This is a genomic window from Mycobacterium sp. 1164966.3, from assembly GCF_001665395.1.
In the GTDB taxonomy this organism is placed as follows: domain Bacteria; phylum Actinomycetota; class Actinomycetes; order Mycobacteriales; family Mycobacteriaceae; genus Mycobacterium.
This window is the reverse complement of sequence record NZ_LZSG01000050.1, coordinates 59,085-72,087: the sequence shown is the minus strand read 5'-3', so window position 1 is coordinate 72,087 and position 13,003 is coordinate 59,085. Positions and strand designations below refer to the sequence as shown.

The 13,003-nt window shown below is 64.5% G+C and carries 12 protein-coding genes and 1 pseudogene; 10 read left to right on the top strand and 3 right to left on the bottom strand.

Annotation, left to right across the window (positions count from 1 at the left end; translation table 11 throughout):
- Positions 1–166, bottom strand: a pseudogene (locus A9W99_RS26225) (alpha/beta hydrolase); the annotation flags it as partial.
- 161 nt (positions 167–327) lie between these two features.
- On the opposite strand from A9W99_RS26225, the gene A9W99_RS19700 reads away from it, so the two are divergent.
- From A9W99_RS19700 to A9W99_RS19685, 4 genes are read left to right on the top strand one after another with little or no spacing between them, the layout of a single operon-like run.
- Positions 328–1,185, top strand: a complete 858-nt coding sequence (locus tag A9W99_RS19700; RefSeq protein WP_067382013.1) for an SDR family NAD(P)-dependent oxidoreductase — start codon at positions 328–330, stop codon at positions 1,183–1,185.
- A 26-nt stretch (positions 1,186–1,211) separates the two neighbouring features.
- Positions 1,212–2,132 carry a reductase gene (locus A9W99_RS19695; protein ID WP_067381982.1) on the top strand — a complete coding sequence of 307 codons (921 nt, stop codon included), beginning with the start codon at positions 1,212–1,214 and terminating at the stop codon, positions 2,130–2,132.
- Positions 2,129–3,643, top strand: a complete 1,515-nt coding sequence (locus tag A9W99_RS19690; protein WP_067381979.1) for an NAD(P)/FAD-dependent oxidoreductase — start codon at positions 2,129–2,131, stop codon at positions 3,641–3,643. Before A9W99_RS19695 ends, A9W99_RS19690 begins: the two co-directional genes overlap by 4 nt.
- A 14-nt stretch (positions 3,644–3,657) precedes the next feature.
- Positions 3,658–4,602: a MerR family transcriptional regulator gene (locus A9W99_RS19685; protein ID WP_067381977.1), complete on the top strand. Its 945-nt coding sequence runs from the start codon at positions 3,658–3,660 to the stop codon at positions 4,600–4,602.
- Between the two features lie 6 nt (positions 4,603–4,608).
- Here the strand turns inward: A9W99_RS19685 and A9W99_RS19680 are convergent, their stop codons facing one another.
- The gene (locus A9W99_RS19680) at positions 4,609–5,961 is read right to left on the bottom strand and encodes a salicylate synthase (protein ID WP_067381974.1); all 1,353 of its coding nucleotides are present in this window, start codon (positions 5,959–5,961) and stop codon (positions 4,609–4,611) included.
- A 488-nt stretch (positions 5,962–6,449) separates the two neighbouring features.
- Here A9W99_RS19680 and A9W99_RS19675 point away from each other — a divergent pair, with 488 nt between their 5' ends.
- Both A9W99_RS19675 and A9W99_RS19670 read left to right on the top strand, forming a co-directional pair.
- The gene (locus A9W99_RS19675) at positions 6,450–6,662 is read left to right on the top strand and encodes a hypothetical protein (RefSeq protein WP_067381971.1); all 213 of its coding nucleotides are present in this window, start codon (positions 6,450–6,452) and stop codon (positions 6,660–6,662) included.
- Positions 6,663–6,862: 200 nt separating this feature from the next.
- Positions 6,863–8,086, top strand: coding sequence for a sodium-dependent bicarbonate transport family permease (locus tag A9W99_RS19670; protein WP_067381967.1), 1,224 nt, complete (start codon positions 6,863–6,865; stop codon positions 8,084–8,086).
- Between the two features lie 12 nt (positions 8,087–8,098).
- On the opposite strand, the gene hemW is transcribed toward A9W99_RS19670, so the two are convergent.
- Positions 8,099–9,271, bottom strand: a complete 1,173-nt coding sequence (gene hemW, locus A9W99_RS19665; protein WP_067381964.1) for a radical SAM family heme chaperone HemW — start codon at positions 9,269–9,271, stop codon at positions 8,099–8,101.
- Here hemW and A9W99_RS27850 point away from each other — a divergent pair.
- From A9W99_RS27850 to A9W99_RS19650, 4 genes are all read left to right on the top strand, one after another.
- Positions 9,204–9,521, top strand: a complete 318-nt coding sequence (locus A9W99_RS27850; protein WP_371514973.1) for an Ms4527A family Cys-rich leader peptide — start codon at positions 9,204–9,206, stop codon at positions 9,519–9,521. The two genes, hemW and A9W99_RS27850, sit on opposite strands and share 68 nt — an antisense overlap.
- A 115-nt stretch (positions 9,522–9,636) precedes the next feature.
- Complete coding sequence (locus tag A9W99_RS19660) at positions 9,637–11,316, top strand: nitrite/sulfite reductase (RefSeq protein WP_067381961.1); 1,680 nt, start codon at positions 9,637–9,639, stop codon at positions 11,314–11,316.
- Positions 11,313–12,056, top strand: a complete 744-nt coding sequence (locus tag A9W99_RS19655; protein WP_067381959.1) for a phosphoadenylyl-sulfate reductase — start codon at positions 11,313–11,315, stop codon at positions 12,054–12,056. The genes A9W99_RS19660 and A9W99_RS19655 overlap by 4 nt, the downstream gene beginning before the upstream one ends.
- Positions 12,053–12,775, top strand: a complete 723-nt coding sequence (locus tag A9W99_RS19650) for a sirohydrochlorin chelatase (RefSeq protein WP_067381956.1) — start codon at positions 12,053–12,055, stop codon at positions 12,773–12,775. The genes A9W99_RS19655 and A9W99_RS19650 overlap by 4 nt, the downstream gene beginning before the upstream one ends.
- The last annotated feature ends 228 nt before the right edge of the window (positions 12,776–13,003 follow it).

Sequence of the window (13,003 nt, the reverse complement as noted above, 5' to 3'; positions counted from 1 at the left end):
TCATTCGCGGCAGCGCTTGGAAAACGTGTACCTGGTGCGGCCAGATTTGCAGCTCGCATTTGCCGCCGGCGGCGCGGATGTCCGCTGCGAGCTGACGCGCGTCTTCTTGCAGCATTTCAGCGCCGCCCGCTTGGATCAGCGTCGGGGGAAGCGCCGCGCCGCCGGCGGCAAATGCGAGCTGCAAATCTGGCCGCACCAGGTACACGTTTTCCAAGCGCTGCCGCGAATGACACCCGAAGCGGCCAAAGCCATGGCCTATGTCGCCCGCTTCATTGCGCACGCAATGCAGGATGCGCGCGTACTCGCAGCCCAGCAGGTGGGCTGATGATGTTCGGACCGCTGGACAAACTGCTGAGCAAACCGAAGACCAGCCACGGCGCCTACGCGGTGGTGACCGGCGCCGGCAGCGGGATCGGCGCGGCGTTCGCCGTCGAACTCGGCCGCCGCGGTGGCATGGTGGTGTGCAGCGACATCAATGAGGCCGCAGCACAAGAAACGGCCGACGCTGTCGTCGAGCAGGGTGCAAAAGCGGTGGCGATCCGTTGCGACGTATCCCGGTTCGACGAGGTGCGCGACTTGGCCGAGCAGTCGCAGTCCTGGTTCGGAGCACCGCCCACCCTGGTGATCAACAACGCCGGTGTCGGTGCCGGCGGCGATGCGATCGGCGATACGCCGCTGGACGATTGGGTGTGGACCCTAGGCATCAATCTGTGGGGACCGATTCACGGCTGCCATGTATTCACGCCGATCCTGCGCGAAGCGGACCCGTGTCATGCGCCGCGCGGCATCATCAACGTGGCCTCGGCGGCGGCATTCGGGGCTGCTCCGGGAATGGCCGCCTACAACGTCAGCAAGGCCGGAGTGCTATCGCTGTCTGAGACCCTGGCGGCCGAATTATCCGGCACCGCAGTCAGAGTCACCGTGCTGTGCCCAACCTTCGTCAAGACCAATATCGTCGAGTCCGGCCGGATCAGCGAAGAATCCAGCGAGCTGGCTGCCAAGTTGATGCGCTGGACCGGCTTTTCAGCGGAGAAAGTGGCGCGCGTGTGCCTCGACGCACACGACCGGGGTGAGCTCTACTGCATGCCTCAACTCGACGCCAAGATCGGCTGGAACGTCAAACGCCTGGCGCCACAGACATTTACCCGCGCTGTTGGCGTGGTGTCGCGGACGAACAGGCACTGATCAACGGGGATCGGAAGGAGAAGCTGATGGCAATCGAAATGGACGCCATGCTCGCCAAGATCAAGGATCGCCAATGGGCGCTCGCCGATATCGACTGGGACGCACCGGGTGCCGACACCATCCGGCCGGGATTCCGTCCGAAGCTCAAGGCGTTCATGGCCGACCTGTGCTGGATCGAGAATGTCGGTGCCCGCGGATTCGCGGCGCTGGCCAAGAAGGCGCCCAACCCGACGGTGGCCGAGATCTACCGATACTTTCATGCCGAGGAACAGCGACACGCCAACGCCGAACTGGCGCTGATGAAGCGCTGGGGCATGCTCGATGACGGGGAGTTGCCGGAACCGAACGTCAACATCCGGCTGGCCATGGATTGGCTGGACACCTACGCCGACAACATGCCCCTTTCCGTTCTGGGCACCGTGATCCCGATGCTGGAGGTTGCCCTCGACGGGGCGTTGCTGAAGTTCCTGCTGGACTCGGTAGAGGATCCGGTCTGCCATCAGGTCTTCGAAAAGATCAACAACGACGAATCGCGGCATTTGGCAGTCGATTTCGCGGTTTTGGACATGATCGGTCACGCGAAGGCGCGCCGGCTGGCCATCGAATTCGTCGGCACCGTCGCTTCGCCGGGCGTGATCATCGGCACGCTGATGTACATCCCGCTGCTCAATCGCGTGCGCAACGAAATGGCCGGCATGGGAATGGAACCCGAGCGACTGTACAACGCGGTCAAACGCTTCAAGCAACTCGGCGAACGCGGTGAGCGCACCCGGCGGGTACCCGCCTATCAACTTCTCAAGCGGCACGCCGCGATGGTGGTCAACCCGCGCCATCCCTATCACCTGGTGGCCAATTCCATGGTGTGGTTGTCGGATCGCTATCCCGAGCCGCTGCTGCGTCCGGTGCCCAGCTGGTTCAAAGAACTCACCCACCAGCCCGCGGCGTGATCATGGCGCGACAGCACATTTACGCGACGCTCGTCATCGGAGCGGGTTTCACCGGGCTCGGCACGGCGATCCGATTGGCCGAAGCCGGTGTCTTGAACGATTCGGAAGGAATGGTAATCCTGGAACGTTCCGACCGGGTCGGCGGAACGTGGCGCGACACCACGTATCCGGGTGCGAGCTGCGACGTTCCTTCGCTGCTGTACTCCTTTTCGTTCGTCAAGAACCCGAGTTGGTCGCGCACCTACTCCCCCGCCGACGAGATCCGTCGGCACATCGAAGACATGGCGGCCAGGTTCGACATCGGTCGTCATATCCGCTTCGGTCACGAGGTCACCGGGCTGGCGTTCGACGAGGACGCCGGCATCTGGACCGCAACGACGAAGAACCGCAAACGATTCAGCGCCCGCACCGTGGTATTGGCCTCCGGCCCGCTGTCCGATGTCAGCTTCCCGGACATCCGCGGCCTGGATAGCTACCAGGGTCACAAGATTCATAGCGCCCGCTGGGACCACGACTACGATTTCACCGGTAAGCGGGTCGCCGTGATCGGTACCGGCGCCAGCGCGATCCAGATCATTCCCGAGCTTGTCAAGCAGGCCGGTTTCGTCAAGGTATTTCAGCGCACGCCCGGCTGGGTGCTGCCCCGCCTGGACGTCGCCACCCCGCCCGCGGTGCAGGCGTTGTTCGCCAAAGTCCCTGCCACCCAACAACTTGCCCGTCAGGTCCTGTTCTGGGGGCACGAAGCCACCGCGACGGCGATGGTGTGGAAAACCCCGCTGACGTCGCTGGTCGCCCGGCTGGGTCAAGCTCACATCCGCGCACAGGTCAAAGACCCGTGGTTGCGCCGCCAGCTCACCCCGGACTTCGCACCGGGCTGCAAACGAATGCTGATATCCAGCGACTACTACCCCGCGCTTCAGCGCGAGAACTGCAAACTCATCGACTGGCCGATCGCGACGCTGAGCCCGGTCGGCATCCGCACCAGCGACGGCATCGAACACCACCTCGACTGCATCGTGTTCGCCACCGGTTACGACGTCCACCTGACCGGGCCGCCGTTCCCCGTTACCGGGCTCGGTGGCCGATCCCTGGCAGCCGAATGGGCCAGCGGCGCGCAGGCCTACAAGAGCATCAACGCGCACGGGTACCCGAATCTGTTTTTCATGACCGGACCCAACTCAGGGCCCGGCCATAACTCGCTGCTGGTCTACATCGAAGGCCAGCTCGACTACGCGGTGCGCGGTATCAGCACCATCCTGGACAACGACTTGCGCTATCTCGACGTGCGCCCGGAGATCCAGCGCCGCCACAACGAACGCATCCAGCGCCGGCTCACCAAGACGACATGGATGTCGGGTTGCCGCAGTTGGTATCTCACCAAAGACGGCTTCAACGCCGCCATGTACCCCGGAACCGCCACGCAGTATCTTCGGCAGATGCACGATTTCCGCTATTCGGACTATGAGGCGGTGGCCAAAGACGCCCCCGCGCTGGTCACCTCCTCCGCGTGACGCGGCACATTCAAATGTCACCCGATCGACCAGCACGGCCAGAACCCGGCACGGTCGCCAGCGTGCTGCACAACGTCCGGCGCGCGCCCAAGCGCGTCCGGCGCCAGTCACGCGAGTTTCGCGAGTTCGTCGAGACGGCGGTATCACAGCTGTTCGACGCGGCCGTCCGCCATCCACAGGACATCGCGGCGTCCGGCGAATACCGGATCGACGACCTGGCCCGGCTGGCCGGCACCACCACCCGCAATATCCGGGTCTACCGCGATCGCGGATTACTGCCTCCCCCTTTGCGGGTCGGCCGTATCGCGTTGTTCAACGACACGCATCTGACCCGACTGCGCCTGATCACCTCGATGCTGGATCGCGGATACAACATCGCGCACGTCCGGGAAATGCTCAGCGCTTGGGAAGAGGGCCGAAACCTCGGTGATGTTCTCGGCCTGGAATCGGCGATCGTGGGCACCTGGACGACCGAGAAACCGCAGACGATGCCACTCGCCGAAGCCGAGCAACTTATCGACGACCCGGGTGCATTCCAGCGCCTGCTGGATCTGCAGGTGATCCGCGTCGACGAAGGGCAGGCGACCATCACCAGACCCAAACTCATCGAGGCGTTCAACGAGATTCGCGGCTACGGCATCAGTATCGACAAACTCATCGACCTGCACGAGCAGATCCTGCCCAAGATCGACGAGATCAGCGACATGCTGGTGCGCGCCGGCGCCGAACACGTCCAGGACCGGATCAAGCCGGGAGAGCGGCTGCCCGCCGATGCCGAGATCGCCGAGTTGATCACGATGCTGGTCCGGTTCCGCACCCAGGCGGTCGCCACCGTCACCGCCACTCTCGCGTCGTCAATCGAATCGACCATCGAGTCGCTGGTCAGCCGGGTGCTTGCCGACTACCTTGTGCAATCCTCCGAATCGGAGAGCGCGCCGGGGCTGCGGCGGGTCCAATAACTGCGGCTACTGGCGCGCAATGAGATAGGGCGCGAGGGTGGACAACTTCTCGCAGGTCTCTTCGAATTCCCGCTCGGGTTCCGAGGCTTCGATGATGCCGGCTCCCGCCCGCAGCCAGGTTTTCCCGTCGCATTCGTAGGCGGCCCGCAGCGTCAGCGCGGCATCCAGGCCTCCCTCGGCGGACAGGGTCACGATCGCGCCCGAATACATCCCCCGCGGAGCTTCGTCGAGACGCAGGATCGCTTCCACGCCGGCCGCTTTCGGAATGCCCGACGCGGTAACCGCCGGAAAGAGCGCCTCCAGCGCAGCCATCCGGTCGCTGGCCGGGTCCAGCCGTGCGCTGATGGTGGACCCGAGGTGCTGCACACTGCCCCGTTCGCGCACCGTCATGAAATCAGTGACGGCAGCACTGCCCCGCTCGGCGATCTCGGTGATCTCCTGCAATGAGCTCCGCACCGAAATAGCATGCTCGACAATCTCTTTGGGATTCGATTCCAGCTCGTCGCGTGCCAGACGATCCAGCAGCCGACCACGGCCCAGCGCACGCGTCCCAGCCAACGGCTCGGTGATCACCTGCCCGTCGACATGAACGGCTGCAACAAGTTCCGGGCTGTACCCAAGGGCACGAATACCGCCCAGCCGCAACAGGAACGACCGAACCGGAGTATTGTTCCGCCGGCCCAGCCGGTAGGTGGAGGCAAAGTCGAGCACGAAAGGCACTTCGACGCAACGGGACAGGATCACCTTGTGGTACTCGCCTGCGGCGACCTCGCGGACGGCGGCAGCTACGCGGTCGCGGTAACCGGACGGGTCGGTCGTCACGTCCACCGCGCGGGCGCGGGGCAAATCACGCACACCCTCGTCCAGAACCCGGTGAACGATCTCGCGAACGTCGTCGTCCGCGCCGCAAAGACGAACCTCGGCCCGGCTGATCACAATTCGAAGGCGGGGCCAAAAGACCCGCGCCAGAGGGGTTTTCGCTGACAATCGCTCTTGCAGCCCATAGCGGTAGACGCCGAATTCAAAGGCGATCCACCCGAAAACCTGGTCGGTTTCCAGCAGCAGCCGATCCACGGCTTCGGCCAACACCGGACCCGGCCGGCCCGACCACTGTTGGCGCTGGGTGATGCCGTCGCGGATCACCCGTAGTTCGTCGCTGTCCAATTCGACCATCGCCAGCACACCGATCGCCAAGGCCCACTCGCCGTCGCTCTCGTAGAGCAGATACTCCTCCCCGACGCGCTCCGGCAGCACCGCAGCCAGCTCGGCTGCGAAGTCGGCGGGGTCGATATGAGCGGGCAGTGGAATGGACAGTGACGAGATGTCTACAGAACCCGTCTCGACACCGACATCCGTCACAGCTAGTAAATGTAGCCTAACCTATCAAACTTGCGCGACCCCGTTCGTCACAAAGCCGCCGACCTGGGCAAATACGGATAATCTCGCTTGGAATTTAACGGTTGACCCAGTGACGGCGGGTCATCCGCGCCTCCGGGCCGGCCGACGCCCCGTCCCAGAACTCGCCGTTCGCGCAGGTAGCGGCGGCAGAGGGGTGGTCCGGCGGGTTTATCCCGGCGTCTGGAGAGCGAAATGTTTCCTGACCGTTTACCTGACCGCCAGTCGACGCCCGGGCGTCGTCCCCGAAGTTCTCCTAACATCACGCGTGACCGCAACAACCCAGTCACGGAGCGTGCGTGGCGGCCCGTCCAGCTCCGCCGGCGCGGGGAAGGGGTGGCTGTGCGAATGGTTAACGCACTCTTAACCGTCGGCGGACACGGCCGAGCCCGGATCCGCCAGCTACCACCCGATTCACGACGCAGCAACATATCGATCGAGGGGACAATCTCATGTTCGTAATCCGGCTCTCGAACGGCGAAGAAATTGCGGCCGCCGACGGGGACGAACTCACGATCAATCAAGAGACTGGCGTGCTTACGGTTTCGCGGGTCGACGGCTTCGAAGAGACCACGGTGCACTATTCGCCGTCGGCATGGCAGTCGGTGACGCATCGCCGGCGTGGAGTCGGGGTCAGGCCGTCGTTGGTTTCGACCGCCAAGTAGGGGGCGCACCGTCCGCAAACTTTGTGGGCGTCGCGTTCGCCGGCCTGCGGGGCGCAAGGGCCGTCGGGGCAGGTGGCGGAAGGTTTCTCGAGTGGCGGGCCGGAGTAAGCCGGTCTAAGTTCCAGAGCAGTCTGGAATTCATGGACGCTCCGTGCAGGCTCGGTGCTTCCTTGACGGGCGCACCGAGAACGGGAGGCAATATGCTGCAAGAGTTCTGGCAGAACTTCACCCACAATTTGTTCAAGCCCCTCTTGCTTTTCTTCTACTTCGGCTTCCTGATCCCGGTCCTGAAAGTTCGCTTCGAGTTTCCGTATGTGATTTATCAGGGCTTGACCATGTACCTGCTGCTGGCCATCGGCTGGCATGGCGGCGAAGAGCTGGCCAGGGTCAAGCCGGCCGACATCGACAACATCGCCGGATTCGTGGTCCTCGGCTTCTTGTTGAACTTCCTGATCGGCGGTTTGGCCTATTTTCTGCTGAGCCGGCTGAGTACCATGCGCCGAGTCGATAAGGCAACGGTCGCAGGCTATTACGGGTCGGACTCGGCCGGTACCTTCGCCACCTGCGTCGCCGTGCTCACCAGCGTCGGCATCGCATTCAACGCCTACATGCCAGTCATGTTGGCAGTCATGGAGATTCCTGGCTGTCTGGTGGCGCTGTATCTGGTCGCGCGGCTACGGCATCGAGGATTGGACGAGGCGGGCTACATGCCGGACGAGGCGGGCTACACCCGGCCGGTCAAAGTGGGGCCGGGGACGGCCACCCGGCCCGCAAATGGCGAAAGCCTCGAGAGCCAGAACGAAAGCGCGATCGACCTCGAACTGGAGTTGTCGCTCGAAGAGATGGAGCATCCTGAGTTCCAGTCCGTCAAAACGGGCAAGAAGCCCCGCGTTTTCTCCCGTGAGCTGTTTCAGGAAGTCTTTCTCAATCCCGGGCTGGTCCTGCTCCTCGGCGGCATCATCATCGGCCTGATCAGTGGCCTGCAGGGCGAGAAGGTCATTCACGACGACGACAACTTCTTCGTGCTGGCGTTCCAGGGCGTGCTTTGCCTTTTCCTGCTGGAGATGGGGATGACGGCGTCGCGCAAGTTGAAGGACTTGCGGTCGGCGGGTCTGGGTTTCATCTTCTTCGGTGTGCTGGCACCCAATCTGTTTGCGACGATTGGGATCATCGTCGCCCACAGCTACGCCTACCTCACCAACACCCCGTTCAAGCCGGGAACCTACGTGCTGTTCGCCGTGCTGTGCGGAGCTGCGTCATACATCGCCGTGCCCGCCGTCCAGCGCCTGGCCATCCCGGAGGCCAGTCCCACTCTGCCGCTGGCGGCGTCGCTGGGTTTGACGTTCTCCTACAACGTCACAATCGGAATCCCGCTCTACATAGAGATTTCCCGTATGGTCGGGCACTGGTTCCCGACGAGCTGAAGCCGCGCACCGTTATCCGAGCAGCGTGCGGACCACCCCGTCGGCCAGTAGCCGTCCGCGCGGTGTGAGGACCAGCCGGTCGCCCTCCGATGCCAACAGCCCGTCGGCGCATAGGGTGGCGGCGCGCCGGCGTTCATCCGCGTCGAGTATCTCCATCGGAAGCCCTTGGCCCAACCGGGTTTTCAGCATCAGGTCCTCGGTATGCAGGGCGTCCGTCGAGAGCTGTTCGAAGCCGGCGACCGGCAACATACCATCGGCGAGTGCTCTTGCATAGCTGTTGGGGTGCTTGACATTCCACCAGCGTGTCGCGCCGATGAAACCGTGCGCGCCCGGTCCTGCCCCCCACCACTGTCCGCCGTCCCAGTAACCGAGGTTATGCAGGCACTGGCCGCCCGGCCGCGACCAGTTCGACACCTCGTACCAGGCGAAGCCGGCGGCAGACAGCCGCTCGTCGACCAACTCGTAGCGATGCGCCAGCACGTCGTCGTCGGGAGCGGCCAACTCACCGCTGCGGACTCGGCGGGCCAGCGCGGTGCCCGGCTCGACGATCAGCGAATACGCGGACACATGGTCGACACCGGTTTCGGCCGCGGCGTCGACAGAGCGCAGTAGATCGTCTTCGCACTCCCCCGGGGTGCCATAGATCAGGTCGAGGCTGACGTGTTCGAAGCCCGCGGCCATCGCTTCGCGGGCCGCGGCCGTCGCGCGGCCGGGCGAGTGCACGCGGTCGAGGGTGGCCAGCACCCGCGGCGCGACGGATTGCATACCGAGGGAGACCCGCGTGTAGCCGGCCGCACGGATCGCCGCGAAGAACTCCGGCCAGGTCGACTCCGGGTTGGCCTCAGTGGTGATCTCGGCGTTGGCGGCCAGCGTGAAGTGCTCGCGCACCATGTCGAGCAGCCTGCTCAGGCGCTCTCCACCCAGCAGCGACGGCGTCCCGCCGCCCACGAACACCGTCCCCACCGTCGGCGCTTCCAGCCGCGCGGCCGCCAGTTCGAGCTCCGTGCGCAGAGCCTCCAGCCAGGTGTCTGGGTTGACCCCGCCCAGCTCCGCGGGGGTGTAAGTGTTGAAATCGCAATAGCCGCACCGAGTTATGCAAAACGGCACATGCACATAGATGCCGAACGGGGCCCCGGGACTCGGCTGCATGCCGGGCAGGTCGACCGGCGCCTCGCGAAGGGTCATGCCAAATCATCCCATGGCGGCAGGGCAGCCGGATTCCACAGCAGATTCCCCGGTTTGTTTACCTTTCCACCCAGACTTACCCGCTAATTTTAATCACTGTGAGCGCAAATTTGACCTGGTTACGATCTTCGTCGCCATTCATGGCAGAATGGCACCCGTGACCGTTGCGAACCCCAGCTTGCGTATCGCCTTGGTGGCGCGGCGGCATATCGATCTCAAGCGTGTCTGCAGCTGTTGCTGTCTCCCTTGATGTCGTAGACCCAGCCCACCTGTACCACCAGCTGGCCGCCGGATCTGCGCCTCCCAGTCAGAACCGGTGAGGTGCGCCGTCACGCCCGCGAATGTTCGCGAAGGAGAACTCCCGTATGACTACAGCCCGTCCCGCCGGGGCGCGAAATAAGGCCCGCGATGAGGGCCAGTGGGCGCTGGGAAGTCGTGATCCGCTCAACGCCAACGAGGAGATGAAGCAGGCGGGCGCGCCGCTTGAGGTGCGAGACCGCATTTTGAACATCTACGCCAAGAACGGGTTCGACAGCATCGAGAAATCCGATCTGCGTGGGCGCTTTCGCTGGTGGGGCCTCTACACGCAGCGTGAGCAGGGTTACGACGGCTCATTTACCGGCGACGAGAACGCCGACCTGCTTGAAGCCAGGTACTTCATGATGCGGGTGCGCTGCGACGGCGGCGCGCTCTCGACCGCCGCGTTGCGCACGGTCGGCCAGATCTCGACGGAGTTCGCGCGCGATACGGCCGACATCTCCGATCGGCAGAACGTGCAGCTGCACTGGGTCGAGGTGGAAAACGTGCCCGAAATCTGGCGGCGTCTGGACGAGGTGGGACTGCAGACCGCAGAGGCGTGCGGTGACTGCCCGCGTGTGGTGCTGGGCTCGCCGCTGGCCGGCGAATCGCTCGACGAGGTGCTGGACCCGACCTGGGCGATCGAGGAGATCGTCCGCCGCTACATCGGTAAGCCTGAGTTCGCCGACCTGCCGCGCAAGTACAAGACCGCCATCTCCGGTCTGCAAGATGTCGCGCACGAGATCAACGACATCGCGTTCATCGGCGTCAACCACCCTGAACACGGACCCGGCTTGGACTTGTGGGTGGGCGGCGGCCTGTCGACCAACCCGATGCTGGCCCAGCGGCTCGGCGCCTGGGTCCCGCTGGACGAGGTGCCCGAGGTGTGGGCAGCGGTGACCTCGATATTCCGCGATTACGGCTACCGGCGACTGCGCTCCAAGGCACGCCTGAAGTTCCTGATCAAGGACTGGGGTATCGAGAAGTTTCGTGAGGTGCTCGAGACCGAATACCTGAAGCGTTCCCTGATCGACGGGCCGGCCCCCGAGCCGGTCAAGCATCCGATCGATCACGTCGGCGTGCAGCGGCTGAAGAACGGGCTCAACGCCGTCGGGGTTTCGCCGATCGCCGGCCGCGTGTCGGGCACCATCCTGTCGGCGGTCGCCGACCTGGCCGAGCGGGCCGGGTCGAACCGGATCCGGTTCACCCCGTACCAGAAGCTGGTCGTCCTCGACATACCCGACGACAAGCTCGAGGAGACCATCGCGGGCCTGGAAAAGCTTGGGCTGCAGTCGCGGCCGTCGCACTGGCGCCGGAATCTGATGGCGTGCACCGGAATTGAGTTCTGCAAGTTGTCGTTCGCCGAAACCCGGGGCCGCGCACAAGTTTTGGCACCCGAGCTGGAACGGCGGCTGGAGGACATCAACGCCACGCTCGACGTGCCGATCACCGTCAACATCAACGGGTGCCCGAACTCGTGTGCCCGGATCCAGGTGGCCGACATCGGATTCAAGGGTCAGATGGTCGACGACGGTGAGGGCGGTTCGGTCGAGGGCTTTCAGGTGCATCTGGGCGGAAGCCTGGGCCTGGACAGCGGTTTCGGCAGGAAGCTGCGCCAGCACAAAGTGACAAGCGACGAGCTGGGCGATTACATCGATCGCGTGGTGCGCAACTTCCTCAAGCACCGCGACGAAGGAGAGCGCTTCGCGCAGTGGGCAGTTCGCGCCGACGAGGACGACCTGCGATGAGCGGTGAAACGACCAGGCCCACCGAGATGGAGCTGCGCGAACTGGCGGCGCGCGGTGCGGCGGAACTAGATGGTGCCGACGCCACCGACTTGCTGCGCTGGACCGAGGAGAACTTCGGCGGCGTCAACGGGCCCCGCGGGTGGGCCACGTGCAACTACGTGGTGGCGTCGAACATGCAGGACGCCGTGCTGGTGGATCTGGCCGCCAGGGTGCGGCCCGGCGTGCCGGTGTTGTTCCTGGACACCGGTTATCACTTCGTCGAGACGATCGGCACCCGCGATGCGATCGAGTCCGTTTACGACATACGGGTTCTGAACATCACCCCCGAGCACACCGTCGTCGAGCAGGACGAGCTGCTTGGCAAGAACCTGTTCGCCCGCGAACCCAACGAATGCTGCCGGCTGCGCAAGGTGGTGCCGTTGACCAAGGCGCTGCGCGGCTATTCGGCTTGGGTGACCGGTCTGCGCCGCGTCGAGGCGCCGACGCGCGCCAACGCACCGCTGATCGGCTTCGACGAGGCATTCAAGTTGGTGAAGATCAACCCGCTGGCCGCCTGGACCGATCAGGACATGCAGGATTACATCGACGAGAACGACGTACTGGTCAATCCGCTTGTCTACGAAGGCTATCCGTCGATCGGCTGCGCTCCCTGCACGGCGAAGCCGGCCGAGGGCGCCGACCCGCGCAGCGGGCGCTGGCAGGGGCTGGCCAAAACCGAATGTGGGTTGCACGCGTCGTGACGGCCCTGGTTCTGACCGCGCACGGAAGTGCGGACCCGCGCTCGGCGGCCAACGCGCATGCCGTCGCAGACCGGGTGGCGTCGATGCGTCCGGGTCTGGATGTGCGGCTCGCATTTCTGGAACACAGTTCGCCCAGCCTCGTCGATGCGCTTACTTCAGTCGACAGACCGGCAGTGATCACACCGCTGCTGCTGGCGAACGCCTATCACGCCCGCCTCGATATCCCACGCCAGATCGCGGACTGCGGTCCGAGGTTCGAAATCGGGCAGGCACAAGTGCTGGGCGAAGACGACCGGCTGGTAGCGGTCCTGCGGCAGCGAGTGGCCGACGTGGGCGTTTCTCGCTTCGACGAGGAGCTGGGAGTGCTCCTGGTGGCGATCGGCACATCCGATCTCGCGGTAAACGCGCGGACTGCTCGGGTAGCGCCGAAGCTGCTGAAAGGCACCGGTTGGGCCGGTGCGACGACCGCATTCGCCACCCGCGCGGAACGCTCGCTGACCGAGGGGTTGGGCAGGTTGCGCCGGCAGGGCGCGCGCCGGGTGGTCGTCGCGCCGTGGTTTCTCGCGCCGGGGAGAGTGCCAGATCGCGTTCAGCGCTTTGCCGAAGACGCCGGCATCGCCATGGCCGCACCGCTGGGGGCACACCGGCTGGTGGCCGAGACGGTGCTCGATCGCTTCGATCAGGCGCTCAGCGCGCGAGCGGGGCGCATCGCGGCCTGAGCGGCCGAAACGCACGGTCCGCCAATTCGTCACATTGTTCCCACCAGTCACGGGACGGCTCGGGTGTGTCGGCTCATAGATGTGCTATCGCCGGCGCTAGCACTTTCCGGAAACGACTGGTGGCAGCGCGCCGGTGCTGAAGTGACACCTGTGACTACGCGTGTAAAGCCTCAGACATGCGATGCACGGCCAACATGAACACCGCGATCAAGTTGACGGTACGACCTG